Below are 26,004 nucleotides of genomic sequence, written 5' to 3' on the forward strand. Positions count from 1 at the left end.
CACCTATTTGGTCCCGAACATCCGGTCGCCAGCGTCACCTAGTCCAGGCATAATGTAACCCTTTGAGTTCAGCTCACGATCCAGCGCGGCCGTGACGATTTTGACATCTGGGTGCGCCTCTTTCATGCGCGCGACGCCCTCGGGGGCAGCCAGCAGGCATAGAAAGCGGATATCTTTCGCCCCCTGCTCTTTCAGCAAATCAATGGCCGCAGCCGAGCTGTTGCCGGTTGCCAGCATCGGATCAACAGCAATGACCAAACGGTCCGTCAAACCCTCGGGAGCTTTGAAATAGTATTGGACCGGCTTCAGCGTCTCTTCATCCCGATAAAGCCCCACGAACCCCACTCGGGCAGAGGGAATAAGCTCCAGCACGCCGTCCAGCATCCCATTTCCGGCCCGCAGGATCGATACCAGCGCCAATTTCTTGCCCGCCAGAATGGGAGCGTCCATTTCTTCCATCGGGGTTTCGATATGGCGGGTGGTCAGCGGCATCTCGCGGGTGACCTCATAAGCCAGCAAAAGCGTGATTTCGCGCAGCAACTGCCGGAACACAGCGGTTGAGGTGCCTTTGTCCCGCATGAGCGTCAATTTGTGCTGCACCAGTGGGTGGTCGACGACGGTCAGGTGATCGCTCATGATGTCTCCAGTCTTTTCTTGACCCGCGCGCGGGTCTCTTCATCGCAAAAGGCCGCGTTCAGGGCTGTTTCATTCAGGGCAGCAAAATCTTCGGCTTGCCAGCCGAACGCTGCATTCAGCATCTCATATTCGCGCCGCATCGTGGTATGAAAAAACGGCGGATCGTCAGTGGATACCGTGACGTTGACGCCTGCATCACGCAATTTCGCGATGGGATGGGCGGCAAAATCAGGAAACAGGCCCAGTACCACGTTTGAACCCGGGCAGACCTCAAGCGTTATGCCCCGGTCAACTAACTCGTACACAAGATCCGGGTCTTCGATGGCGCGAACGCCATGGCCTATGCGCTCGACCCCCAAATCACGGACAGCATCCCGAACACTCTCTGGACCGCCAAATTCACCGGCATGGGTCGTCAATCGCAACCCAGCCTCGCGCGCGCAGTCAAAGGCCCATTTGAAATCGCCCTGCGTTCCGACGGATTCGTTGCCGCCCATACCAAATCCGGTAATCCAGTCACCTGCAGTTTCAGCCGCACAATGGGCGCTGGCCTTGGCTTGCTCGGGTCCAAAATGGCGCACGCAAGTGATGACACCACGCAGGGTGATCCCGAATTTGCGCTCGGCCTCGTCTGCGGCGTCCTGAATCGCAGTCAGGTAATCCTTCCATGCATGCAAATCGCCACCGCCGCAGAAATCCGGGCTAAGGAATGTTTCGGAATACACCACACCATTCGCGGCGCTCTCTTCCAGAATGGCCAGCGTCAGGCGGCGGAAATCTTCAGGCGTTTTCAGCACCTCGCACGCAGCCTCATAAACGCTAAGGAAATGGGTAAAGTCGCGGAAATCATAAGAGCCGTCGGGTTTGAATATCCCGCTCAGGTCCACTCGTTTCTCATGGGCCAGTTGGCGTATGAAGCTAGGCGGAGCGGCGCCTTCATGGTGCAAATGTAATTCGATCTTAGGCAGGTCAGCGACTGTCATATAAAAGTCCTTCCCGGCCCTTGCACCGGTATGTTCAGGTGGTGCGCGATACTGGCGGCGATATCGGCAAAGTTCACGGGACCGATCTCGCCCGTGCCCTGCCCTGCGATCAGCACGGGCACTTGTTCACGGGTGTGGTCAGTGCCGCTCCAACTGGGGTCGTTGCCGTGGTCTGCGGTCAATAGCATCAGATCACCGGGGCGCAGTTTTTGTAGGATCGCGCCAATTTCACGATCGAACCATTCCAGCGCACGGGCATAGCCGCTGATATCGCGCCGATGGCCATACAGACTGTCGAACTCGACAAAGTTTGCAAATGTCAGACTGCCCTCTTCCGCCTCATCAACGAGGTCCGAAAGGTGGTGCATCAACTCTGCGTCCGAACCCTTTCGCAGCGTGTCGATCCCCTGCATTGAAAATATATCGCCAATCTTGCCCACCGCATGCACACGGCGACCGGCATCCTGTGCCCAATTCGTAAGAACGGGTTCAGGTGGAACGATGGCAAAATCCTTGCGGTTGGTTGTACGGGTGAACCCCTTTTCGGGCGTTCCGACAAACGGCCGGGCGATAACGCGGCCCACTTTCATCTCGTGCAATCGCGGCGCAAGGGTGCGGCACATATCCAGCAGGCGGTCGAGCCCAAAGCTGTCTTCATGGGCGGCAATCTGGAATACGCTATCGGCAGACGTGTAGCAGATCGGCCAGCCGGTACGTATATGCTCGGCCCCCAGTTCTGAGATGATCGTCGTCCCCGAAGCATGGCAGTCGCCTAATATTCCGTCGGTCCCCGCTGCCTCGGCGGCAGCCTTGCTTAGCGTTTCGGGAAACGCTGGCTGGCGATCCGGGAAATAACGCCAGTCCCATGGCACAGGTAAACCCGCCAGTTCCCAATGCCCTGAGGGCGTATCCTTTCCCGGAGAATATTCACGTGCGCAACCCCACAAGCCCGTCGGCGCGGCCTCAAGGCCCGGCGTCGGTGCGCCCGAGGCCAGACGGGTCGCCGCCCCAAGCCCCATGGCATCCAGGTTGGGCAGTTGCAACGGTCCTCTCCGCCCTTCTTCCGCACGCCCCTCGGCACAAGCTTGTGCTATGTGGGCCAATGTATTCGCGCCTGTATCGGGTTTGGTGCCGTTGTAAAACTGATCGGCATCCGGCGCGCCGCCGATACCCACCGAGTCCATCACCACAAGGAAAGCGCGGCTCATGCGCAGATCCTTTCATGGATTTGCGGCGGTTGCGCGACCGGTTCGTCACTCAGCGAAATAGCATCCAGTACCACCGCCGCAGCCCTTTGCGCCGCATCTTCCCGCCCCGCATGAACAACCGCCAAAGGAGCGCCTTTGGTCACCTTATCTCCGACCCTCAGAATGCCCGACAAGCCAACCGCCGGATCTAACTCATCGCTCTCGATCTGGCGCCCACCGCCTAGGGCCACGACTGCGAGGCCCAGCGCCTCGCCATCAATAGACGAGACATATCCGCCATGCGGAGCATGAACTTCCCGGATCACATTGGCCTCCGGCAAAAACCGATCCCATGTGTCAACGAAATGCACCGGTCCACCCACGGCAGCCATCATGCGTCCGAACCGTTCGGCTGCACGACCATCGCGGATCACTTGGGCTATACTGGCGTTTCCTTCCTCTGCCGTAGCGCACATACCGGCATCCGCCATGAGAACGCCCCCCAACTCGGCCGAGATTTCCGCCAAAGGCGATCCCTGCCCGCTGGTTAGCGCCTTCATCACCTCAGCCACCTCCAGCGCGTTGCCCAGCGAGGACGCAAGGGGCTGACTCATGTCGGTGATCACGGCGGAAGTCCGGCAACCAGCGGCATTAGCTGTTTCGGTCAAGGCCTGCGCCAAATTGCGTGCCTCATCGAGTGTCTTCATGAACGCGCCGCTGCCCACCTTAACGTCCAGAACCAACGCATCCGGGCTAGCCGCCAGCTTCTTGGACAGGATTGATGCCGTAATCAGGTCAAGGCTCTCCACCGTCGCCGTCACATCGCGCACCGCATACAGCCGCTTGTCCGCAGGGGCGATCTGGCCCGTTGCCCCCACGATGGCTGCCCCGGTGTCTTTCAGCACTTGCGTCAGTCGCGCCTGCCCGATCTGAGTGGTCACTCCCGGTATGGCCTCGAGCTTGTCCAGAGTGCCCCCGGTATGGCCCAGACCACGCCCCGAGATCATCGGCACATACGCCCCGCATTCCGCCAAAGCCGGGGCAAGCAGCAGGCTGACGCAATCGCCGACCCCACCGGTCGAATGCTTATCGACCACCGGCCCGTCCAAATCCCACATCAGCACCTCGCCGCTGTCGCGCATGGCAACAGTCAGATCAGCCCGCCCATTGGCCCCCAGACCGCCCATACAGACAGCCATCGCAAAGGCCCCGGCCTGCGCGTCACTGACGCCACCATCGGCCAGGCCTTGCGCGAACCACATTAGTTCGTCACCAGTTGGCACCTCCTGACGGCGAAGTTTGGCGATGATCGAGCGCGCATCCATGAAGTCAGACATCCTCCATATGCGACGCGTCGAACGCACCGGGCAATAGATCGGCAATCGTGGTTTTGGTTTCCAGACCATCAACCGTTGCCATCGTAACGACCACATCCCCGTTGCCGAATTCGGCCAGTTTCTGACGGCATCCACCACATGGGGGCACCGGCTGCGGGCTGCTGGCGACCACGTAGACCTCGGTCAGTTCTTTTTCACCAGCGGCGACCATTGCCGCGATTGCCCCGGCCTCGGCGCACGTACCTTCGGGGTAAGCAATATTTTCGACATTGCAGCCAAAATAGATCACACCTGAACTGGACCGGATCGCCGCCCCGACCTTGAAATTCGAATAAGGCGCGTGGGCATTTTCCCGAACGGCCAAAGCTGCATCTTTCAAAGACATGGCGAATCCCAATTTTTGATCATCTGGTCAGAATATCATACCCTACTGGAAAGCGACGGGGGAATTGAAGCCCCCTTGACGCCATTATCCACTTCTTCTTGGACCTAACCCAACGTCGTATTGAAGGTCCCCGGTAAAGTCACCTCAAGCAGTTCCACATCCTGCGAGGGGTCTGACAGCCGTGTTCGCATTCCCGGCGGGATGACGAAGGCATCGCCTTGTTCCAACCGATAGGGCTCGCGCCCTTCACCCTCAAGCGTCACCTCGCCGGTCATCACGAAGGTAAAGTGTATGTCGGTGTCGTGGCTGGCCCATTGAGGGTTACCCTCGCCCCGGCGCACGACCTGAACGCCCGCCACGCCTTTGGTATTCTCGGCAATCGTCGTGTCACGACAGATGTAACCGGGCAAACGGAATGGCACCCAGTCGGAATCTTTCGCCTGATTGTAAACGAACCGCTGCCCATCCCATTCCCGATCCGGACGGAAATGCGGGGTGGGCAGTTCCATCTCATGATCAATCTCCGTGACATGCTCGGCTGGGACACCAATCTCGATCACCTGAACGTTGTCTGACGCTTCCAGCACGCGGTGACGGATTTCAGGCGGCTGAATAAAGCAATCGCCTGCCGTCAGGCGCATCTTGTCGCCCTGATCTTCGTAGACCACATCGACCCAGCCGTGGATGCAGAAGATCAGCTGAAATCCGACTTTGTGGAAATGCACCATATCGGGCACAGGACCACCATCTGGGATACGTATATGGCTGGCGATAATCGATCCGCCCAGCCGGTCCGGCACGAGATCGCGATAGTGCATCCCTGCCCGTCCAATGATCCACGGCGCCTGATCCTTGAGCCTACGGACTACAAAAGAGTGGACCGTATCCGGCATGACCAGCGGCGGGTTCAACTCGTCAATCTCGATCCGGGTGCCGTTTGGGGCTACAAGACTTCGTTGACCTTCTGCAAAACCATCTGGATCGGATGTCAGAATGCGCAACGTTCCCGCCGCTTCAGCTGCATCTTTCTCGATCCGCAAGCGCAGACCGTGACCAGAGAACACGGCAACCCGAGGGTCATCTGCCGGATAGATCATATCCATCCGCATCCCCAGTACCTTGGTATAAAACGGGATATCGTTGCGCAGTTCCTGCGTCGGCAGTCGGATTTCAGCGCGCGTGAGGGAGTCGCCGGTATTGCTGGTCATTCTGTTTCTCTTCGGATTTTGGTTTTGGCCATCCGATCAGAACAGCAGCCAAAATGCCAATCGAAAAGTACATCTCCAGCGTTTCTTCCATCACGAACAAACGTGTAGCCATCGCAACCGAAAGGTATTCGTCGAACAATCCGCTGATTTCCTCAAGAAGCTGAGCCAGCACCGCAACACTTCCGGCCAGGAAAAAAATCATCAAAAAAGGCGCGCGGATCTTAAGTGCCTTAATTCCGTTCGGTATCCCATGCCAGAGCAAACCACCAATGACGATCGCAGCCAAAGCGATCCTTACTGCAGTCACATCAAGCAATAAATCAATCCAGTTTAGCACCACAAAAGGCGCGCTGCCTTCTGTGTACACCTCCGCCTCCAATTCGCGCTCGGCCAACAGCAGGCAGACCAATCCGATATACAGCCGCGAGATGCCTCGGAAACGCGTCAACGCGACCAAACCGGCAGCCAGTAACGCAGTGGCCGATATCGTCTCAATCAACCCACCTTCCTGGATGAAAGCCGCAGCCGCTTCGGGCCAAATCATAACCACAAAAAGAAATGAAACCGCCGAAACAAGCACAACAAAGAAGACATTCCGATTGGCACCAATCCTGATTGAAGGGTTGGCAAATTGCGCACTAGCACAAGCTTTGTCTTCATGACGCATGATAAGGTCCGCCGCTTCTGGTGTCCGTCAGGTTCCCCGGAATTGGCTGTACATAAAAACGATGCAGCAACTCTCAACCAACGTTTCGTTAACGTATCCGTGAGGCCTGTCTCTGACTGCGGTCCGAGGCGACATAGCCAAGCGCTGAGAAATAGTTTAACCATCAAACGAATATTGGAACGGAGTTGTATTACCGATGTCTGACACACCGAACCTGAGACAGGCCGCGCTTGACTATCATGCGCATCCAAAGCCCGGAAAGCTTGAGATCAAGGCAACCAAACCAATGGCAAATGGTCGGGACCTTGCGCGGGCATATTCGCCAGGCGTCGCCGAAGCCAGTCTTGAGATAAAGGACAACGCCGCCAACGCTGAGAAATACACGGCCCGCGGCAATCTTGTTGCAGTTGTGTCAAACGGCACCGCAGTTCTGGGCCTTGGGAATATAGGCGCATTGGCCTCGAAACCGGTGATGGAAGGCAAGGCCGTCCTGTTCAAAAAGTTCGCAGGCATCGATTGCTTTGATATCGAGGTGGATCAGCCTGACCCAGAAAAGCTGGCAGATATCGTCTGTGCTCTGGAGCCCACATTTGGCGCGATCAACCTTGAAGATATCAAGGCACCGGATTGTTTTATTGTCGAAAAACTGTGCCGGGAACGGATGAACATCCCGGTGTTTCATGACGATCAGCACGGCACGGCAATCGTTGTTGGTGCCGCAGCGAAGAACGCCCTGTATGTGGCAGGAAAGAGCTTCGAGGATATCAAAGTAGTTTCGACCGGCGGCGGTGCTGCCGGGATCGCCTGCCTCAGCATGTTGGTGAAGCTCGGCGTCAAACGCGAGAATATCTGGCTCTGTGACATTCACGGGCTGGTCTATGAAGGCCGCGCCGAGGATATGAACCCGCACAAGGATCAGTTCGCGCAGAAAACCGATCTGCGCACTCTGGATGATGTGATCGGAGGTGCCGATCTGTTTCTGGGGCTGAGCGGACCAAATGTGCTCAAGCCTGAGATGGTCGAGAAGATGGCCAAGACCCCGATCATCTTTGCGCTGGCCAACCCAACTCCGGAAATCCTGCCACAGGCGGCGCGCGAAGTTGCCCCTGACGCGATCATTGCGACCGGTCGCAGCGACTTTCCGAACCAAGTGAACAACGTGTTGTGCTTCCCGTTTATCTTCCGAGGTGCCCTGGACGTGGGCGCGACTGAAATCAACGACGAGATGCAGATCGCCTGCGTCGACGGCATCGCCGACATGGCCCGCGCGACGACCAGCGCCGAAGCCGCGGCGGCCTATAAGGGTGAGCAGCTGACTTTTGGTCCAGATTACCTGATCCCAAAACCCTTTGACCCGCGCCTAGTGGGGGTCGTTTCGTCATCGGTTGCACAGGCTGCTATGAAGAGCGGGGTCGCAAAACGACCCATTGATGACCTCGAAGCCTATAAAGAGCGCCTGAACCAGACCGTGTTCAAATCTGCACTGTTGATGCGGCCAGTGTTCGAAGCCGCAGCCGTCGCATCGCGTAGAATTGTCTTCGCAGAAGGGGAGGACGAGCGTGTTTTAAGGGCTGCGCAAGCGATATTGGAAGAAACCACGGAAACCCCGATCCTGATCGGGCGACCGGACGTGATCAGCGCACGTTGCGAAAGGCTAGGCCTGACAGTACGACCGGGGCAGGATTTTCAAATCGTGAACCCTCAGGACGATCCCCGTTACTACGATTATTGGAATTCGTACCATCAAATAATGCAGCGTCGGGGGGTCACTCCGGATCTGGCCAAGGCCATCATGCGCACCAACAACACCGCCATTGCAGCAATCATGGTGCATCGCGGTGAGGCGGACAGCATGATCTGTGGCACTTTTGGTGAGTATCGCTGGCATCTTAACTATGTCGAACAGGTTCTGGATGATGGCGATTTGCGCCCTCATGGCGCGCTTTCGCTGATGATTCTGGAAGATGGCCCTCTGTTCATTGCAGACACGCATGTAAGACAATTGCCGACACCAGAAGAACTTGCCGAATCCACCATTGGAGCTGCTCGTCACGTGCGGCGGTTCGGGTTGGAACCCAAGATCGCATTTTGTTCGCAATCGCAATTCGGCAATCAGGCCGAGGGATCAGGCAAGCGGCTGCGGGCTGCGCTTGAGATTCTCGATTCCGAGCCACGCGACTTCAGCTATGAAGGCGAGATGAACCTTGATCTGGCTTTGGATCCTGAATTGCGTGCACGTATCTTCCCGAACTCGCGTTTGGAAGGCTCTGCAAATGTCCTGATCTTCGCCCATGCGGATGCGGCAAGCGGTGTGCGCAATATCTTGAAGATGAAAGCGGACGGGCTTGAGGTAGGTCCAATCCTCATGGGAATGGGAAACAAGGCGCATATCGTAACGCCCTCGATTACGGCCAGGGGACTGCTGAACATGGCGGCCATCGCAGGTACGCCAGTCGCGCACTACGGATAAGCCCAGCGCCTATATCATTACGTATACATGACCGGGCACCAGATTAGGTGCCCGGTTTGATTCTGTTAGCGCCAGAACATTTGCAGCAATAAATTTGCAGATTTGCAAATCTTTGCGTGTGACACTCAGAAATCTGCTCAGATCAGAGGATTTGCAAAAATTTGCAAGCCAAACTGCAAGGTTCTGCAAAGATTTTGCGATAAACTGACGCGCCGTTATGCGCATCGCTTGCTCGAAACATCCACGATGCCTAACACATAGCTCAAGGAATTTGGGAGGAGGCCATCATGGCATATCAGGACGTCTACGAGAGCTGGAAGAACGACCCCGAAGCATTCTGGATGGATGCAGCCAAGGGGATCGATTGGGTTCAAGCGCCCAGCAAAGCTCTGTTTGACGACAATGCGCCTCTTTACGAATGGTTCAGTGATGCCAAGGTAAATACGTGCTGGAACGCGGTTGATCGCCATGTGGAAAATGGTCGTGGTGAGCAAACCGCGATCATCTATGACAGCCCCATTACTCATACCAAACGCGAAATCTCATACGTCGAGTTACGCAATCGGGTTGCTAATCTGGCCGGCGCACTTCGTGCAAAAGGTATTGAGAAAGGTGACCGCGTCATCATCTACATGCCTATGATCCCCGAAGCGCTGGAGGCAATGCTGGCTTGCGCCCGACTAGGAGCAGTGCATTCAGTGGTATTCGGCGGTTTTGCCAGCAACGAACTGGCCGTACGTATCGACGATGCGAAACCCAAGGCGATCATCGCTGCCTCATGCGGGATGGAGCCGGGACGCGTTGTGCACTACAAACCTCTGCTGGATGGCGCGATCGATCTGGCCACCCACAAACCCGAGTTTTGCGTAATATTCCAGCGCGAGCAGGAAGTCGCACAACTAATCGAGGGGCGCGACGTCAACTGGCACGGTTTCCAATACGGTACGGAGCCCGCAGAATGTGTACCAGTCAGCGGCAATGATCCAGCCTATATCCTCTATACATCCGGCACCACTGGTGCGCCCAAAGGCGTCGTGCGCCCGACTGCCGGCCATCTGGTCGCACTGAACTGGACGATGAAAAACATCTACAATGTCGATCCTGGAGATGTGTTCTGGGCGGCTTCGGATGTCGGCTGGGTCGTTGGCCATTCCTATATCTGTTATGCCCCGCTGATCCACGGCAACACGACGATTGTTTTTGAGGGCAAGCCCGTCGGAACACCTGACGCCGGAACTTTCTGGCGCGTGATATCCGAACACAAGGTCAAAAGCTTCTTCACCGCCCCAACCGCCATTCGTGCCGTAAAACGCGAAGACCCAAGCGCAGAATTGATGGCGAATTACGATCTATCCTGCCTTAAGGCTCTGTATCTTGCAGGAGAGAGGGCTGACCCAGATACGATCATCTGGGCGCAGGATGCGCTGAAAGTTCCGGTCATCGACCATTGGTGGCAAACCGAAACTGGCTGGACCATCGCTGGCAACCCGCTCGGAATCGAAGAGCTTCCGGTCAAGCTGGGATCACCTGCCAAGCCTATGCCGGGCTATGACGTTCAGATTCTGGACGAAGGCGGCCATCCTATGAGACCGGGCGAGTTGGGCGCGATCGCAGTCAAGCTTCCGCTTCCGCCAGGCACATTGCCAAACCTGTGGAATGCTGAGGCGCGCTTCAGAAAATCCTACCTTGAGCATTTTCCCGGCTATTACGAAACCGGTGATGCGGGCATGATCGACGAAGATGGGTATCTCTATATCATGGCCCGTACCGATGACGTGATCAACGTCGCCGGGCACCGACTTTCGACGGGCGGGATGGAAGAGGTGTTGGCCGCTCACCCCGATGTGGCAGAATGCGCTGTGATTGGGGTATCTGATCAACTGAAAGGCCAGATGCCTGTCGGTTTCCTGTGCCTGAATGCCGGATCCGATCGGAATCACGCGGAGGTGGTAACCGATGTGGTCCAGATGGTTCGTGACAAAATCGGCCCAGTCGCTGCGTTCAAGAAAGCCGTAGTGGTGGATCGTCTGCCCAAGACACGCTCGGGCAAGATCCTGCGTGGTACGATGGTGTCGATCGCGGATGGCAAGGCGTATAAAATGCCTGCCACAATCGATGACCCAGCAATTCTGGACGAGATCACGGTGGCCCTGCAAACTATCGGCTACGCGCAGTAATTTCACGGTACGATCAAGCGGAGCGCCTTACGGCGCAACCGATTTGCGCTGTCGCGCGTGTGCGAGGCTCTGCCTCGCGCTCCGAGATATTCTTGGCCAGATGAAGGTTGGATCCGTTTTGCGATTGCGGGGCTTGTCATTGGGTCCTCCTCACCTCAGTTTGAGGTGAGGAGGACGAGCATGACACAGGGCGATATCTGGCGTTTTGATGCAACAGAATTGGCTGCGCTGACCCAAGCTGGCGAGTTGAGCGCAGAAGAGGTGATCAGTGATGCATTGGAGCGGATGCATCAGGTAAATCCCTCGCTGAATGCTGTCGTGGACGATCTGGGCACAGAAGCGTTAGAGCGTGCATCTGCGCTTGATCAGGCGCGCCGCAATGGTGCCTCGGTTGGACCGCTGCACGGGGTACCCGTGACCATCAAAGTGAATGTCGACCAGAAGAACCATGCCACCACAAATGGTGTGGTTGCCTTGAAGGATGTCATTGCCCCTGATGACGCACCGGTGGTTTCAAACTTGCATAAGGCGGGGGCCATTGTCATCGGGCGGACCAATACGCCCGAATTCTCGTTCCGCGCTGACACGGATAATCCACTTCATGGGCGCACGCACAATCCTTGGGGCCGCCATATCTCGCCCGGTGGGTCGTCCGGGGGCGCGGGGGCTGCGGTCATGGCGGGCATCGGTGCCCTGGCTCATGGCAACGATATCGGAGGCAGTCTGCGCTTTCCGGCAGCGGCCAATGGTGCGGTTACAGTGAAACCGGGGCTGGGCCGCGTACCGGCCTGGAACCCCAGCCAGAAGGTGGAACGCGGGATGCTGGCACAATCGATGTCGGTACAGGGCTTGATCACAAGAAGCGCAAAGGACCTGCACCTTTCGATGCCCAGCCTGATCGCCCCGGACGCCCGCGACCCCTTCCATGTGCCAATGCCTTGGCGCGGCGCGGGGCCGGACGTCCCAATCAAAGTTGCGTTCACCAAAAATACGTTCGAATACGCTTTGCACCCCGAAGTGGACAAAGCGCTAAGTACTGCTCGAGAGGCGCTGGTAGATGCCGGATATATAGTTGAAGACATTGATCCGCCGGATGTGTTCGAATGCGGGCGCATCGGCTATCGCGCGCTGATGGGTGAAGTGCTGACGTTGATGAAAAACGATATCGAGGCAGCCGGGTCTCAAACCATTCGCGATATTTTCGAGGTTTATTTTCAGGAGTTTCCTCCGATCGTAGGCGACGATCTGATTCAGGCGTTGGCGCAACGCAGCCATTATGCGCGCCAATGGTCGCTATTCATGCAGGAATATCCTTTGGTCCTGTCTCCTTTCCTGCCGCAACCGTTCTTCAGACCCGATCGTGATACCGAAGGTGCCGAAGGCGTTCATGAGGTGTTAGGATGCGCGGTCTATTCTTATGCGATGAATTTCCTCGGGCTGCCCGCCGCCAGCGTTCCCGCACGCTTGGCCGAATTGCCGAATGGGCCGCAACCGATCAATGTTCAGATTGCTGCTCGACGCTGGCGTGAGGATATGGCGGTGGATGCAGCGGTCGCGATCGAAGCGCGTGTGGGGCAGATGGCTCCGATTCTGTGGGATCGAATGAGCACGCAAACCTGAGACATCTTCACTCAGGCCTCACAAATGAAATAGACCCCGGGATTTTGTCCCGGGGTCCGCATACTAAAATATGCCCGGATTAAGATGACGAGCGTAGCACCACCCACCCTCGCCAGCGCGAAAACTGCGCAACCATTCGAAAACACCTTTAGATGGCCACTCACTTCCACCTCGGCGTGTTCTCCGGGCAACTTGAAGTTAACAAACCCTTATCGCGTTGCATGTGAACTGGTTCACACAAGCGGTGGAAAAATGATCAACACGCTGAGATTTAAGTAAATTGTTCGGAGATCAATCGTTCTTCCAGGCCGTGGCCAGGGTCAAATAGAATACGATGCTGGATCGCAATCTCAGACCTGATCTCGACCCAATCGATATCCGGAAACGATATGGAATCGGCCGCAACGATAACCGGGCGTTTGTCAGCCTCGATCACATCGAATCTGACTTTCGCAACTTTCGGCAGCAAGGCGCCACGCCACCGCCGGGGGCGAAACGCGGCGATTGGCGTCAATGCCAGAACGTCCGCGCCAATGGGTACAATGGGTCCGTGAGCGGAATAGTTATATGCGGTTGAACCCGCCGGCGTGGCAAGCAATGCACCATCACACACGAGTTCGGCCATACGTACCCGCCCATCGACGCTGATCCGCAGCCGCGCTGCCTGCGGCCCCGCGCGAAGCAGCGAAATCTCGTTGATTGCAAGTGCTTGGTGCTTTTGGCCCGCCTGGTCCATTGCAGTCATCGCCAGTGGATTGATGACTTCTTCCTCTGCCTCTGCTAGCCGGGCCATCAGATCAACTTCGGCATATTCGTTCATCAGAAACCCGATGGTACCGCGATTCATTCCGTAAACCGGCTTGTCCAAGTGCTGGACGCCCTGCAACGTCTGAAGCATGAAGCCATCACCACCCAGCGCCACCACAACATCTGCGTCTCTCGGCGCTGCATTTCCGTAGCGCGCCACAAGCGCATCCCGGGCGGTCTGCGCAACCTTGGCATCGCTGGCCAGAAAGGCGATTCTCTTTGTCATGTTTTATAGTTTCCAGTGCTGCACATTTGGTTCCGAAACAAACATACCTTTCCGCAATAGGCCAGACTTGACGCCATAGAGGGCCATTTCGTCGCTTTACAACCTTTCTGACACACGTCGTTTCCGATAGGAAATCCGCCAGATACACCCCAGCCATGCGGAGCGCACATGAACGCCAATCTTCGTGACAACGGATTTTTCACCCAGTCCCTCGCGGATCGTGACCCCGAGCTGTTCGGCTCGATCACATCTGAATTGGGCCGCCAGCGCGACGAGATCGAACTGATCGCCTCGGAGAACATCGTCTCTGCCGCCGTGATGGAGGCGCAGGGCTCGGTCATGACCAACAAGTATGCCGAAGGTTATCCGGGCCGCCGGTACTATGGCGGTTGTCAGTTCGTCGACATTGCCGAGAACCTGGCTATCGACCGTGCCAAGCATTTGTTTGGGTGTGAGTTTGCCAACGTCCAACCGAATTCGGGATCGCAGGCGAACCAAGGTGTATTTCAGGCGCTGATCAAGCCCGGTGACACCATTCTAGGAATGTCGCTGGATGCAGGTGGTCACCTGACCCATGGTGCGGCGCCGAACCAGTCGGGCAAGTGGTTCAACGCGGTACATTATGGCGTGCGCAAGCAGGACAACCTGATCGACTATGATCAGATTGAAGCGCTGGCAAAGGAACATAACCCCAAGCTGATCATCGCCGGAGGCTCGGCCATCCCGCGCGTCATCGATTTTGCCCGCATGCGTGAAATCGCCGACATGGTCGGCGCCTATCTGCATGTGGACATGGCCCATATCGCCGGTCTGGTTGCCGCAGGCGCGCACCCTTCGCCCTTCCCGCATGCGCATGTGGCCACCACCACCACGCATAAAACCCTGCGCGGCCCGCGCGGCGGCATGATCCTGACCAATGATGAAGCGATTGCCAAAAAGGTAAACTCGGCGATCTTCCCGGGCATTCAGGGTGGCCCGCTGATGCATGTGATTGCTGGCAAGGCCGTTGCCTTTGGCGAGGCACTGCGTCCTGAGTTCAAGGACTATATCAAGCAGGTCGTTGTGAATGCGCAGGCCCTTTCAGATCAGCTGATCAAGGGTGGCCTGGACACTGTGACCCACGGCACCGATACCCATGTGGTTCTTGTCGACCTGCGCCCCAAAGGCGTTAAAGGCAACGCAACCGAGAAAGCTTTGGGCCGGGCACATATCACCTGCAACAAGAACGGTGTGCCGTTCGACCCCGAAAAGCCGACGATCACCAGCGGTATCCGTCTGGGCTCGCCCGCCGGAACCACCCGCGGTTTTGGTGAGGCCGAGTTCCGCCAGATCGCAGACTGGATCATCGAAGTGGTCGACGGTCTGGCCGCAAATGGCGAAGACGGAAACGGTGCGGTCGAAGCCAAAGTTAAAGCCGAAGTCGCCGAACTTTGCGCGCGCTACCCGCTTTATCCGAATCTCTGATCCAATACGGATCTTAGAACAGAAAACGGCGCCCTGATCGGCGCCGTTTTTCTTTGAGGCGTGCAGCGGTCAGATATACCCGCGCCATCGTAGTACGAACACAGCCAACGCCGCCAACACGATCAGGCCCAACGCAAGCGAACCAAGAAAGCTCAGGAACCATCCCCAACGTCGATCTGCCAGATTGATCGCGTTCAGGTGGCCTTGCACCTCGTCCGACGCTTTTTCGAGCCGGGGCATATCCAAAACCATCCGCAGTTTGGGATGCTCGGCCATCTGCTCGGCCTCTGCCAGAACCAAGGCCTGTTTATAGACCTTGCGCGGCAAACGCCGCTTTGCGCGCCGGACCGAGGCAATCAGGGTCTTGTCTTTCACGCCAAGCTTTTTACGCAGCAACCGAATGGTCTCTGCGATCCGGGTCTGGATATCGATTTCCTGCGTCATTGGCGCCTCCTGACGGGACAATGTAGCCGCGCGTCACACCGGCGACAATGGGGCTGGTTGTTCCGCGCGGTGACGCGTATCACAGAAGCATGCTGAATACGATCATCCATGGCGACCCGACCGATCATCCGCCCCTGCTGATAGCGCATGGCCTCTATGGTTCGGCGCGCAACTGGGGAGTCATTGCGCGGCGACTGTCGGACGAAAGACAGGTGATCGCCGTCGATATGCGCAATCACGCCTACAGCTTTTGGGATGCTCAGCATGGCTACCCGGATTTGGCGCATGATCTGGCAAAGGTCATCGACAGCGTTGGCGGCATCGCCGATATCGTCGGGCATTCCATGGGTGGAAAAGCTTCGATGGTGCTGGCGCTGGAATATGGCGATCTGGTGCGCAAGCTGGTCGTCGCTGACATCGCACCAGTGGCATACAGCCACAGCCAGATTCAATTCATCGAGGCAATGCGGGCGGTCGATATGTCCCGCGTTCAGCGTCGTTCAGATGCCGAAGCACAGCTGGCCGATCTGGGCGTCGAAAAGGCGCTGCAGAGCTTTTTTACGCAGTCTTTGGATGTTGAGGGAGGCCGCTGGCGGCTGAACCTGGATGTACTGGCCAGCGAAATGCCAAAGATCATGGGCTTCCCCGAGATCTCGACCCATTGGGACGGCCCTGCTCTGTTCCTGTCCGGTGCAGCATCAGATTATGTACTGCCCGAACACCGAGAGCAGATTCGCACCCTGTTTCCTGCAGCTCGCTTCGCCAAAATTCCCGGTGCGGGGCACTGGCTGCACGCCGAGAAACCCCGCGAATTCGAAGCTGCAGTCAGGACCTTCTTGAACGCTTAATCAAGCGCCTTGATACAGGCGTTTTGCCACCAGCCACGACACCGGCGCGGCAACAACTGCCCCTGCTGCTGCGGCGGAAACGATGGCCATCCAGGTCACCATTCCAACCGCTAGGACCGCAATCACGGCAGAACCCGCGATGGCTGTGGCGATCAAGGAATAAAGCGTGGCTGCTAGGCGTATCATGGCCAGTATCCTGTGTTTAAGCTTCTGGCCTTTACATTACAGCAACGGAATATGTGTGACTTTGATTTGGGTCAGATATGTAGCTACATCCCTCGATCCATGGGCCCGGTCGCCTCACCACCGCCATTCACCCAATCCGCAAACCCGCCCAGATTATAGACGTGTAAATACCCCATATCCTTAAGCAGTTTCCCAGCCAGCGCCGCCCTGCCACCCGATGCACAATGCAGGATGATCACCCGGTCCTTGCGCAGTTCCGCGTCATGGGAAGGCAGCTCGGGATCGGCCCGAAACTCCAACATCCCGCGCGGGATATGATGCGAGCCGACCGCGCGCCCTGTCCTTTCAAGTTCAGGCGCATCGCGAATATCCAACAACAGGGCACCCTGCCCGATCAGTTCTTTGGCCCGGCTGGCATCGATACGCTCAACCACCGCGTTTGCAGCTTGCATCATGTCTTTGACCGTCAATGGCATTTGCGCCCCTCCAGGAAATGAATCCGTGAAAGGCTAACATGCAGAAAATTGAAGGTGTAGACATTCAGACCCTTAATGTTCGCGGAACGCACGCGACATACTGTCAACCACCGGCTTGGCGATATAGGCCGCAAAGGTGCGTTCCTCGGTCTGGATCATGATCTCGGCGGGCATTCCGGGTGTCGGCACGAAGCCCCGCACGCGACCCATCTCTTCCGTGGTCAGAGAAATGCGCGCCAGATAGACCTCTTGCGGCATACCGGCAGAATCCTCGACAAGCGAGTCAGCCGAGACGTAATAGACCTCGCCCTCAAGCACTGGGGTTGTCCGTTGATTGAGCGCGACTAGGCGCACCGTCGCGATCTGCCCGGTGACCACGCTGTCGATCTCGGTACGCGGGATCTGCGCTTCGATGATCAATGGCGCATCGGCGGGCAGAATCTCAGCAATCTGTTCGCCAGTTTCGATCACCCCGCCCGGCGTGTGGTGATGAAGTCGCACCACTGTGCCTGTCACCGGTGCACGCACAACGGCACGGGCCAGAACGCTACGGGCCTGACGGGCTTTTTCACGCACACTTTCAAGATCGGCTTCAATAACGCCCAACTCGTCCAGCGCAGCCTCGCGGTAGGCTGAGCGGGTGCGCAGAATCTGCTCTTCATACTTCAGCAGCATCTGGTTTACCTCAGCCGTTTCTGCGCGCAAACGCGCCAGTTGACCTTCGGCTTCGGCCTGCACCCGGCGGATCGTATTCAGATCACCTTTGCGCACTAATCCTTTTTCAAACAACGAATATTTGGTCTCGTATTCTTCCTCGAGAATCTCTGATCGCCTTTCCATGCTGACCAATTGTGCTTCAAATCCTGACGCACGAATTTTCAACGCCTCCATGTTGCGCTGCAGCAAAGCAATATCGTTCAGCAGTGTCTTGCGCGATACATCAAAGCTGAGTTTCTGATTGTCGAGGATCGTCATGACCTCGACGTCGTCCGATGCTTCGATCAATCCGGGCGAAAACACGAGGGTTTCCTGTTCGCTATGCTCAGCCAGCAACCGTTCGGTCATGGCCTGAAGGCGAAGTTTGCGAATGAACAATTCGCGTTCACTCGCCTCGGCCGAGGTCTGATCCAAAGTCATCATGATCTGTCCGGCTTGAACAGATTCACCTTCCGAGACCAGAATGTTCTCGATGATACCGCCTTCCAAATGCTGCACGATCTTGTTGCGGCCGGTCGCGACAAAGCTGCCTTGCGCGATGACTGCAGCGGCCAGAGGTGCACGGAAGGACCAGACGCCAAAGCCGCCAAAACAGACAATAAGCATGATAAAGCCAATCACGATGAATTTGGTGATCGAGCGCGGAACCTCAGAGTACCAAAGACCGCCTTCATCGGTGCGTGCCACGTCGTTCATCGCTTAATCCCCCTTGCCCTGTATTTCGGGCGGTTGCTGGCGCGGCCCGTTGAGCTGTTCCAGCACCTGTTCGCGCTGCCCGAACAGCGCCACGCGCCCATCGGTCAGCAGCATGATCTTGTCGACAACATTCAACAGAGTCGGCTTTTGCGTAATCACCACAACGGTGATCTTGCTTTCCTTTGCTTGCTGAATTGCGCGCGCAAGCGCCTTGTCACCTGCCACGTCGAGGTTCGAGTTCGGCTCATCCAGAACAACCAAACGCGGGTTGCCGAAGAAGGCACGCGCCAAAGCAATACGCTGCTTCTGGCCACCTGAGAGAGGTGAGCCGTCCGCAGCAACCACCGTCTCATACCCCTGCGGCAGTGTAGCGATCATGTTGTGCACGTCGGCCAAAACGGCGGCATCGTGGATCTGCTCATCCGTGGCATCGGCACGCATCCGGCCAATATTGTCTTTGATGCTGCCGGGGAACAGCTGTACGTCTTGCGGCAGATAGCCAATATTTTCGCCAAACTGGCGGGGATCCCAGTTGCGGATATCCATCAGGTCCAGCCGCACACTGCCTGAGGTCGGCAGGATCGAACCCACCAGCGTTTTACCAAGTGTCGTTTTGCCTGCGCCTGAATTCCCGATGATCGCCAGAGTTTCACCTGGGTTCAGCGCAAAGGTAATCCCGTTCAGAACCACCCGCTTGGTGCCGCCTGGGACATACAGCAGGCGTTCGACATCCAACCGCCCCTCAGGCCGTGGTAGGCGCAGTTTTTCATATTGCAGGGCCGAGTTCGACAGCAGAGCCTTGATCCGCCCAAAAGCGCCGCGCGTAAGCAGGAAGGTATTCCAACCCTCGATTGATCCTTCGATCGGCGCGAAAGCCCGCCCCGCGATGATCGAGGCGGCGATGACCATACCGCCGGTAATTTCGCCCTGCAGCGCAAGAAATGCGCCCCAGCCCAGAATGCCGATCTGCGTCAAAAGACGGACGGCACGTGAAATGGCCGCGAAGATCACGTTACGATCCTGCGCCTTGACCTGCCATGTCAACGATTGTGCGGTGTCACGCCCCCAGATGCGCACTGCCTCGGGGATCATCGCCAAAGCGTTGATGATCTGACTGTTGCGCGACATTGAATCCAGATGCTGGTTCGCCATTGATTGCGCCTGATTGGCCTTGGCAAAGGGCTTGGCGGTCATTTTCTGGTTGATCAGCGCGATGATCATCAGAATCACGGCCGTCGTCACCACAATCATCCCAAGTTGCGGATGCACCAGAAAGATCATCAGGATGAACAGCGGTGCAAATGGTACATCCAGAAATGAGATCAGAGTGCCCGAGACCAGAAAGCCCCGCACCTGTTGCAGATCCCCAAGTGTCTGATATTCGCGTCCGTTGCCGTGCAGCGAGGCATGGGCCGCAGCGCTAAGAACCGGGGCCCCAAGACGGGCGGCGACCTCGACCGCTGTACGCATCAGCATGAACCGACGAACGGCATCAAATGCGGCTTGAAAAATGACTGCTCCGGCAACGATTGCCGTCAGCATGATCAACGTATCCAGCGAGCGACTAGTCAGAACCCGGTCACTGATCTGAAACAGGTAGATCGGGATCGCTAGGATCAGGACGTTGGTCGCGCAGGTCAGTACCAGCACGAAGGCCAGATTGCGCCAAATCGCGCGCAGTGAGGTACGCAGCGTCTTCTGGAAATCTTCAGGCGGCGTGCGTTTGTGGAATGTTTGGGGTGGCCCCTTGCCATCGCCACCACCCGTCCCCGGGCGCAGCAAGGGTTGGTTGGCCTTGGCCTCGATCGTGGTGCCCATGCGGTCTTTACCATCCGACGGCGCAGAGGGGGTCATGCGTGCAGTCGATTGGTCGGCGGTTTCACAATCGGGGGCTTCGGTATCGGCCACCCCAGTGTCGCCACCCGCAGGATCCTTATCTTGCGCGGGCCGCGACGACGCGCGCCGAAGGGGAGAACCAGCGCGCGGTTGTGATGTTTGATCCAACTGCTCTGCCTGGGTCTGCCCCGGATTATCCGGTTGTGTCGTCGCCTGAGGCGCTTCTGATTGCCGCGATCGTTTCGCGGGCCCGGCAACCGGGGTGTCACTTGCTTCCGGGGTCTCTGGTTTGCTTTCGGGTTCCGCCAGTTGCATATCACTTGTCAAACGCAGGCGGGACGCTGTTTTTGCAAGTTTACTTTCATTTGGTTTTGCTACCCGATTTCGGGGTTCCAGGGTCAATGGGCCTCCGCCTCCGTGCCGGTCCAATGGACTTGCAAAACGGGTGCGGCGCGACGAAAAAACGATCGACATAAACTAACCTTCCGGTCACTCGTAAATCAGGAAATATTAGGCCAGCATGGTCTGCAGGCCATCGGAGGAATTCGCCATTTCGCTTGGCGTGAGATCGTTACCGTTAGGCCCAATGCCATTGTCGTGACCTGGCATACCCGCCTCTTCCATGATGGCGGCGATTGCCTCGTTGGTCATCTCGGCGATGTCCTCATTCGTGGGCATGTCAAGCAGGCTTGCCTGATGCAGTAGCAGGTCAGAAAATGCCCCATCCTGAGCCATAACAACCGAATCCACGCCGGCCTTGGTTACATTGGCGGCGTTCAGCATCGCATTGCTGCCTGCCAGAACCTCGGTCTCGTCCGCGTGGGGACCATTCAGATATACGTCATCCTGATCGGCAAGCATCGTCGATTGCTCGGCCACGTTGACCTGAACCAGCGATCCATCGATCTTGAGGACCCGCATCTGCTCCATGCCAGCAAACATCGGATCGTTCATTAGCGCCTCTTCCAGCGCTGCCATGTCGTCCTCGCCCATGGTCATGGCGTCGGCCATGGAGTCGTGCATCGCCTGATACGTATCTTCGCCTTCTTTCTTGAGAGAAACCTCGTTCATAACCAGGTTTTCGTCCGATCCATCGATGGGTCCGGGCAATCCGCCCATCACCACATCGTCATCCAATAATACGTGCGTCTGGACAAACGCATCGACCGATATCATGTCGCCTTCGATCATGATCAGGTCATAATAACTGCCAAGTTGAAGAATATTGGTGACATCAATCAACTCGTTGTCACCCAACGCATACAGCGTGGTCGTCGCGCTAATCTCGGCATCAATATGATCGATATCCGTTGCATCGATGTCCTGCTTGACAAAATTTGCAACGATCAGATCGGTCGTAATCCAATCAACATGCACATATGCCGGGGCATCGTCTCCACTTGAGCCTTTCTTAAGCCAAGGGGCTGAGTTGCCTTCGACCTCGATCGTCGACGAGTGCACCACATTGGTGCCCGAGCCGCCATTCGTGCCTTTGTCTGTGTCAGATACAACGGCGACCTGGCTCACCATGGCCAGTTCGATTGCTTTTCCACCGACCGCAATATAAGGCGCATCGACCCAGGCCACAGTTGCGTTCATCTCGTTGATCGCAAGGTTGCCGCCTGCGATCACCGTGTGACCTTCGGCAAATTCGTCTTCCTCGTCCTGAGCCCATTCGGCGGGCATCATATCGGGCGTTTCGTCTTCTTCTTCCTCGTCCGGTCTATGATGCGCAGGCAGAAGATCTTCCCATTCCGGGGCTTCGTCCACATACTCACCATTGACGATCACGCCCATCGCGTCTTCGCCGTGGAACTGATAAACAACCGCGCCTTCAACTTCGACATTGATTGGGGCCAACATCGCTTCGGCCAAAGACTCGACGTATTCAACCGACAAGTAGTCCGAGATCGAGAACGAGGGCACGGCAAACGCGTGCATCGATGCTGCGACCTGCGCAGCCGCCTCGGCCAATGCGATCAACTGATCGACATCGCGGAAATCTCCCTCGCCGACAACGTCATTGTCGCGCAGGAAAATCGTCTGGAACGTGTAGGTTACAGCAGACCCGATAAGCTCTGTCACAATCTCCAGCTGCTGCTCGATCACAAACGTTGCACCTAGGCCGGTTGTCGCTTCGGGTAACGGCGGACCGTCTGAGAGTGGTGGTTCAAGTACAACGACCGTTTCAAATTCAAGGCCGTCGGTTGGGGGTGGAAGTTCAGGAGTGGCGGGGGGGGTGTCAAACCGATAGGAAAGCGGACCATATTTGCCTGGGTCCAATTCAAGATCTGCCTTGATCCGGATCTTTGCGGGTTCTTCCAGTTCGTCAAGTTCCGCCTTGCGCCGCATGGCGGTGAACTCTTCGTACTGATCCCTCAACCGGGCTTTTTCAATCGTAAGATCAAAAGATCCAATAAAGTGTGCAATCTTTTCGGTAACACTATCGAATGACATTTCGATGATCCCTTACCCCCTTGCCGACTAAAATTTCCGGTTCGGGATTTGCTGGGCCGAGGCCACATTACGCGGCCCCGGCGATTTCATTGAACGGGGGCCGATAATGCGGCTCCCGCGAATTGGTCTTAGACCTCGGTGTCGTCGCTCGAATAAGTCGAGGTCATCGAACCGCCAACCATGGTCGTATCGACCGAGTTACCAAGCACGTTGGCACCCTGTACGATCGATTGGTTGAACGCGTTCGTATCGACGACTGCCGCTGCGGATGCATAAGACTCGCCGTTGACGATACCATCGCCACCATTATCCGAGCCCCAGGTACCGCCATTACCGCCAGCACCACCGGCACCCGAATATGCACCGGATGCTTCACCACCGGTGTTCATTGCACCTGTGGTTGCACCACCAGTAGACGAGCCCATGACGTCGCCGCTGGTACCGCCAGTCGATGCCGCTGCACCACCGGCACCGCCGTCACCTGACATCGCAGTACCTGTTGCATCACCTGAAGCCATCGAGTCCGCATCATTATCGGACGAAGCATCTCCACCGTATCCGGCAATCGCTTCGGCAAGGCTTTCGGCATAACCATCGTTGGCTGAATCGGCCCATGCTTCAGAGTCACCGCCGTTTCCGGCTTCGTTGGTTGCGTCAGCTGAACCAGCACCGCTTCCGGCCGAGCTTGCCTCGGGGTTGGCCGTACCGCCAGCGCCACCAGTACCTTCGGCCGATGCCATTCCATCGCCGCTGGCGTCTGCTGATCCATTACTTGTGTTGGTACCACCATTACCACCAGAACCGTCAACGTCCTGATCATTGTCGGCAGAGCCATCGATATCACCAGGTGACTGCGTGATTACAGGGCCGGCAGCATCTTGGTCACCAACACCTTGCGCATCCGCATCCGTGTCAACGTAGCCGCCGCCTGCACCACCGGTTCCTGTACCGCCAGCACCCGGTCCGCCAGTACCTGTGCCGCCAGTACCAGTACCTCCAGTACCCGTACCACCATTACCTGTACCGCCAGTACCCGTACCGCCGGTACCTGCACCACCAGTGCCACCGTCTCCGCCGGTACCGTTCGAGTTACCAGCAGCTGCAGCTTCTTCGTCTCCGTCAGGATCTTCCTCTTCCACAAGGAGTACCGGGAATGGGAAGGCTTCTTCTACCGAGCCGGAATCTCCGCCGGTACCGTCGCCACCGTTGGCATTGCCACCGGAGCCTTCGCCGCCAGTGCCTTCACCGCCAGAGCCTTCACCGCCAGAGCCTTCACCGCCTGAGCCTTCGCCGCCGGAACCTTCACCACCGGAACCTTCACCACCGGAACCGCTACCGCCATCGGCATCGTTCCAGCCCATCGCGCCAGCGCCAGCCAGACCCAAACCAATATTGCCTCCAGAGGAAGACTCGTTGGCTTCGTTGGTTCCGTCGCTAGAGTTGTCTGCCGAACCATCGTTATCGGCATCACCAGCGCCACCATCGGCACCGTCGTTGGAAGCATCGGTGCCTGCCAGACCAAGGCCAGCAGCTAATGCCCCTGATGTATTGTCACCACCGTCTGCATCGCCATCGGCGTTCGCTCCGGACAAACCAAGACCAAGACCAAGGCCAATCGATCCGGCATTACCACCGTTACCACCAGTCGAGTCACTATCGGAACTCGCTTCACCGTGGTTGTCGGCATTAGACTCGCTGTCTGCTGCGCCGCCTTCGCCGCCGGTGCTGTCACCGTCTGCGCTGGCACTCGAATGACCAAGACCCAGGCTTGCATTATAGGTATCACCCGAAGATGCGCCATCTCCACCTGTCGCAGCGCTATCAGCATTTCCTGAATGACCACCAAAGGCCAGCGAATGGCTGCCGTTGGTGTCGCCATAGGCTTCACCACCATAGCTCATGCCGCCATCGCCAGAGGAGCCACCGTCGTTGTTTACGTCGATACCGTCTTCGGCATAGGCTTCACCGCCGTTGGCGTCACCGCTTTGTGTGAAATCACCTGAATTCACGACACTTGCGGTACCCAGACTGTCATTGTCTTCCAGGCTGGCAAACTGCTGGTTGATTGACGCGAAATCATTTCCGGGCCCGTCTTGCGAGATATCAATGTTGACGTCGTCGCCTGGATCGTAATTTACATCGTCACCGGCAGTAATAACGTCGCCGACATCACCTTCAACGTCCTCAATATCAACGTCGACTTTGTCATCGTCGCGCGGAATCCACTCTCCGCCGCCGAAGTCAATATCTACGGTCGCGGTATTGGTGTTGCTGTCGTCACCGCCATTGGTCTGTGAGTTGCTGTCGTTACCGCCATTGGTGTTGCTGTCGTTACCACCATTGGTGTTGCTGTCATTACCACCATTGGTGTTGCTGTCGTTACCACCGTTGGTGTTGCTGTCGTTACCACCGTTGGTGTTGCTGTCGTCGCCCTGCTGTTGTTGCTGCTGCTGTTGCTGTTGGTTCAAATCTTCAACAGCCATCTCTTCTTCTTCCAGCTGCGGTTCGTCTACAACAGGATCCTGATCGTCGATAACTTCTTGGACATCGGTGATTGGAGCTAATCTGCGTTCCATAATAAGTTCCACTTTTACTGAAGCACCAGACCGCCATTCATCTACAAAGCGGTAACAGGCGCGGTTTGAAACAGACTTTGCGCGCAACGTGTCAATCTGGACACTCGCGCGGCCGTGAAGGTCTTCTGTTTGGTTTGCCCCCCTTTCTCGGCTAAGCCGATTCCATGACCACGGAGAATTCGCAGAAATACGCGGACCGCAGGCACGTCAGGTCTAAGATCACTTCACAAATTGAAGCTTGGGCATGGTTGCAGCGATAAGGGGATGTGCATAGCTGGCCGAAAGGGCTATTTTCCGTAATTAGCTGTTTAATATATATATTTTTCGAAATCTGGCGTATTTCGCACCAAATTTGCCTCAGAAACAATCATGCGCAAACATATAGGATTATTAACCCTGAAATTTCATAAAGTTACGCTAAAACTATATACGAAAAACCTGATCAAAGGTTCTAGTACGCGGTATTGCGGAACCCGCCTTTGGTTGCTGAAACACGTACTTTCAGCTATGATAAGGTACTATTTGAGTTCAAAGTTACTGTTTCGCGCCATCCAGTTCTGTACCCGATTTAAAGTTTCAGAGGGTGGCGTTTGTATTAGTG

At 56.7% G+C, this 26,004-nt stretch carries 20 protein-coding genes; 5 read left to right on the forward strand and 15 right to left on the reverse strand.

Translation table 11 applies throughout. The annotated features are described in order from the left end of the window. Positions 1-3: 3 nt before the first annotated feature. From upp to ACR0BT_RS10075, 7 genes are all read right to left on the reverse strand, one after another. On the reverse strand, positions 4-636 hold the full coding sequence (gene upp / locus ACR0BT_RS10045; protein ID WP_170391930.1) for a uracil phosphoribosyltransferase: 633 nt from the start codon (positions 634-636) through the stop codon (positions 4-6). After that, a complete protein-coding gene (locus ACR0BT_RS10050; RefSeq protein ID WP_480763068.1) occupies positions 633-1,619 on the reverse strand; it encodes an adenosine deaminase in 987 nt (328 codons plus the stop codon). The genes upp and ACR0BT_RS10050 overlap by 4 nt, the downstream gene beginning before the upstream one ends. After that, on the reverse strand, positions 1,616-2,827 hold the full coding sequence (locus ACR0BT_RS10055) for a phosphopentomutase (protein ID WP_480763069.1): 1,212 nt from the start codon (positions 2,825-2,827) through the stop codon (positions 1,616-1,618). Before ACR0BT_RS10055 ends, ACR0BT_RS10050 begins: the two co-directional genes overlap by 4 nt. Further along, on the reverse strand, positions 2,824-4,131 hold the full coding sequence (locus ACR0BT_RS10060) for a thymidine phosphorylase (RefSeq protein WP_480763239.1): 1,308 nt from the start codon (positions 4,129-4,131) through the stop codon (positions 2,824-2,826). Before ACR0BT_RS10060 ends, ACR0BT_RS10055 begins: the two co-directional genes overlap by 4 nt. Positions 4,132-4,135: 4 nt before the next feature. Beyond that, the gene (locus ACR0BT_RS10065) at positions 4,136-4,528 is read right to left on the reverse strand and encodes a cytidine deaminase (protein ID WP_170391936.1); all 393 of its coding nucleotides are present in this window, start codon (positions 4,526-4,528) and stop codon (positions 4,136-4,138) included. Between the two features lie 104 nt (positions 4,529-4,632). Continuing rightward, positions 4,633-5,736, reverse strand: a complete 1,104-nt coding sequence (locus ACR0BT_RS10070) for a cupin domain-containing protein (protein ID WP_480763070.1) — start codon at positions 5,734-5,736, stop codon at positions 4,633-4,635. Further along, the gene (locus ACR0BT_RS10075; RefSeq protein ID WP_480763071.1) at positions 5,699-6,403 is read right to left on the reverse strand and encodes a hypothetical protein; all 705 of its coding nucleotides are present in this window, start codon (positions 6,401-6,403) and stop codon (positions 5,699-5,701) included. The genes ACR0BT_RS10070 and ACR0BT_RS10075 overlap by 38 nt, the downstream gene beginning before the upstream one ends. A gap of 196 nt (positions 6,404-6,599) precedes the next feature. On the opposite strand from ACR0BT_RS10075, the gene ACR0BT_RS10080 reads away from it, so the two are divergent. From ACR0BT_RS10080 to ACR0BT_RS10090, 3 genes are all read left to right on the forward strand, one after another. Continuing rightward, the gene (locus tag ACR0BT_RS10080) at positions 6,600-8,873 is read left to right on the forward strand and encodes an NADP-dependent malic enzyme (protein WP_170401318.1); all 2,274 of its coding nucleotides are present in this window, start codon (positions 6,600-6,602) and stop codon (positions 8,871-8,873) included. 287 nt (positions 8,874-9,160) lie between these two features. Then, on the forward strand, positions 9,161-11,050 hold the full coding sequence (gene prpE, locus ACR0BT_RS10085; RefSeq protein WP_170391944.1) for a propionate-CoA ligase PrpE: 1,890 nt from the start codon (positions 9,161-9,163) through the stop codon (positions 11,048-11,050). 180 nt (positions 11,051-11,230) lie between these two features. After that, a complete protein-coding gene (locus ACR0BT_RS10090) occupies positions 11,231-12,670 on the forward strand; it encodes an amidase family protein (protein ID WP_480763072.1) in 1,440 nt (479 codons plus the stop codon). Between the two features lie 271 nt (positions 12,671-12,941). Here the strand turns inward: ACR0BT_RS10090 and ACR0BT_RS10095 are convergent, their stop codons facing one another. Continuing rightward, positions 12,942-13,703 carry an NAD kinase gene (locus ACR0BT_RS10095; protein WP_170391948.1) on the reverse strand — a complete coding sequence of 254 codons (762 nt, stop codon included), beginning with the start codon at positions 13,701-13,703 and terminating at the stop codon, positions 12,942-12,944. A gap of 168 nt (positions 13,704-13,871) precedes the next feature. Here ACR0BT_RS10095 and glyA point away from each other — a divergent pair, with 168 nt between their 5' ends. Next, positions 13,872-15,167, forward strand: coding sequence for a serine hydroxymethyltransferase (gene glyA, locus ACR0BT_RS10100; protein WP_170594798.1), 1,296 nt, complete (start codon positions 13,872-13,874; stop codon positions 15,165-15,167). 69 nt (positions 15,168-15,236) lie between these two features. Here glyA and ACR0BT_RS10105 read toward each other — a convergent pair whose 3' ends face one another. Beyond that, entirely contained in the window at positions 15,237-15,611 is a 375-nt protein-coding gene (locus ACR0BT_RS10105; protein WP_170391953.1) for a hypothetical protein, read from the reverse strand. Positions 15,612-15,700: 89 nt separating this feature from the next. On the opposite strand from ACR0BT_RS10105, the gene ACR0BT_RS10110 reads away from it, so the two are divergent. Next, complete coding sequence (locus ACR0BT_RS10110) at positions 15,701-16,459, forward strand: alpha/beta fold hydrolase (protein WP_170732899.1); 759 nt, start codon at positions 15,701-15,703, stop codon at positions 16,457-16,459. On the opposite strand, the gene ACR0BT_RS10115 is transcribed toward ACR0BT_RS10110, so the two are convergent. From ACR0BT_RS10115 to ACR0BT_RS10140, 6 genes are all read right to left on the reverse strand, one after another. Beyond that, a complete protein-coding gene (locus ACR0BT_RS10115; protein WP_170391965.1) occupies positions 16,460-16,645 on the reverse strand; it encodes a hypothetical protein in 186 nt (61 codons plus the stop codon). It abuts the gene before it with no gap. Positions 16,646-16,728: 83 nt separating this feature from the next. Further along, positions 16,729-17,121, reverse strand: coding sequence for a rhodanese-like domain-containing protein (locus tag ACR0BT_RS10120; protein ID WP_170420870.1), 393 nt, complete (start codon positions 17,119-17,121; stop codon positions 16,729-16,731). A gap of 72 nt (positions 17,122-17,193) precedes the next feature. Then, positions 17,194-18,534 carry an HlyD family type I secretion periplasmic adaptor subunit gene (locus ACR0BT_RS10125; RefSeq protein ID WP_170391969.1) on the reverse strand — a complete coding sequence of 447 codons (1,341 nt, stop codon included), beginning with the start codon at positions 18,532-18,534 and terminating at the stop codon, positions 17,194-17,196. A 3-nt stretch (positions 18,535-18,537) separates the two neighbouring features. After that, complete coding sequence (locus ACR0BT_RS10130) at positions 18,538-20,844, reverse strand: type I secretion system permease/ATPase (RefSeq protein ID WP_480614725.1); 2,307 nt, start codon at positions 20,842-20,844, stop codon at positions 18,538-18,540. Between the two features lie 36 nt (positions 20,845-20,880). Beyond that, the gene (locus tag ACR0BT_RS10135; protein ID WP_480763073.1) at positions 20,881-22,827 is read right to left on the reverse strand and encodes a type I secretion protein; all 1,947 of its coding nucleotides are present in this window, start codon (positions 22,825-22,827) and stop codon (positions 20,881-20,883) included. Positions 22,828-22,955: 128 nt separating this feature from the next. Beyond that, a complete protein-coding gene (locus tag ACR0BT_RS10140; protein ID WP_480763074.1) occupies positions 22,956-25,403 on the reverse strand; it encodes a beta strand repeat-containing protein in 2,448 nt (815 codons plus the stop codon). Between the last annotated feature and the right edge of the window lie 601 nt (positions 25,404-26,004).

The organism is Ruegeria sp. CJ6 (assembly GCF_056536665.1).

Excerpts from the sequence above, each read along its gene's own strand:
- ACR0BT_RS10135 (WP_480763073.1), bottom strand. The coding sequence starts at position 22,827 with ATGTCATTCGATAGTGTTACCGAAAAGATTGCACACTTTATTGGATCT.
- prpE (WP_170391944.1), top strand. The coding sequence starts at position 9,161 with ATGGCATATCAGGACGTCTACGAGAGCTGGAAGAACGACCCCGAAGCA.
- ACR0BT_RS10050 (WP_480763068.1), bottom strand. The coding sequence starts at position 1,619 with ATGACAGTCGCTGACCTGCCTAAGATCGAATTACATTTGCACCATGAA.
- ACR0BT_RS10060 (WP_480763239.1), bottom strand. The coding sequence starts at position 4,131 with ATGGATGCGCGCTCGATCATCGCCAAACTTCGCCGTCAGGAGGTGCCA.
- ACR0BT_RS10115 (WP_170391965.1), bottom strand. The coding sequence starts at position 16,645 with ATGATACGCCTAGCAGCCACGCTTTATTCCTTGATCGCCACAGCCATC.
- ACR0BT_RS10110 (WP_170732899.1), top strand. The coding sequence starts at position 15,701 with ATGCTGAATACGATCATCCATGGCGACCCGACCGATCATCCGCCCCTG.
- upp (WP_170391930.1), bottom strand. The coding sequence starts at position 636 with ATGAGCGATCACCTGACCGTCGTCGACCACCCACTGGTGCAGCACAAA.
- ACR0BT_RS10075 (WP_480763071.1), bottom strand. The coding sequence starts at position 6,403 with ATGCGTCATGAAGACAAAGCTTGTGCTAGTGCGCAATTTGCCAACCCT.
- ACR0BT_RS10130 (WP_480614725.1), bottom strand. The coding sequence starts at position 20,844 with ATGTCGATCGTTTTTTCGTCGCGCCGCACCCGTTTTGCAAGTCCATTG.
- ACR0BT_RS10090 (WP_480763072.1), top strand. The coding sequence starts at position 11,231 with ATGACACAGGGCGATATCTGGCGTTTTGATGCAACAGAATTGGCTGCG.
- ACR0BT_RS10105 (WP_170391953.1), bottom strand. The coding sequence starts at position 15,611 with ATGACGCAGGAAATCGATATCCAGACCCGGATCGCAGAGACCATTCGG.
- ACR0BT_RS10080 (WP_170401318.1), top strand. The coding sequence starts at position 6,600 with ATGTCTGACACACCGAACCTGAGACAGGCCGCGCTTGACTATCATGCG.
- ACR0BT_RS10140 (WP_480763074.1), bottom strand. The coding sequence starts at position 25,403 with ATGGAACGCAGATTAGCTCCAATCACCGATGTCCAAGAAGTTATCGAC.
- ACR0BT_RS10095 (WP_170391948.1), bottom strand. The coding sequence starts at position 13,703 with ATGACAAAGAGAATCGCCTTTCTGGCCAGCGATGCCAAGGTTGCGCAG.
- glyA (WP_170594798.1), top strand. The coding sequence starts at position 13,872 with ATGAACGCCAATCTTCGTGACAACGGATTTTTCACCCAGTCCCTCGCG.
- ACR0BT_RS10065 (WP_170391936.1), bottom strand. The coding sequence starts at position 4,528 with ATGTCTTTGAAAGATGCAGCTTTGGCCGTTCGGGAAAATGCCCACGCG.
- ACR0BT_RS10120 (WP_170420870.1), bottom strand. The coding sequence starts at position 17,121 with ATGCCATTGACGGTCAAAGACATGATGCAAGCTGCAAACGCGGTGGTT.
- ACR0BT_RS10125 (WP_170391969.1), bottom strand. The coding sequence starts at position 18,534 with ATGAACGACGTGGCACGCACCGATGAAGGCGGTCTTTGGTACTCTGAG.
- ACR0BT_RS10055 (WP_480763069.1), bottom strand. The coding sequence starts at position 2,827 with ATGAGCCGCGCTTTCCTTGTGGTGATGGACTCGGTGGGTATCGGCGGC.
- ACR0BT_RS10070 (WP_480763070.1), bottom strand. The coding sequence starts at position 5,736 with ATGACCAGCAATACCGGCGACTCCCTCACGCGCGCTGAAATCCGACTG.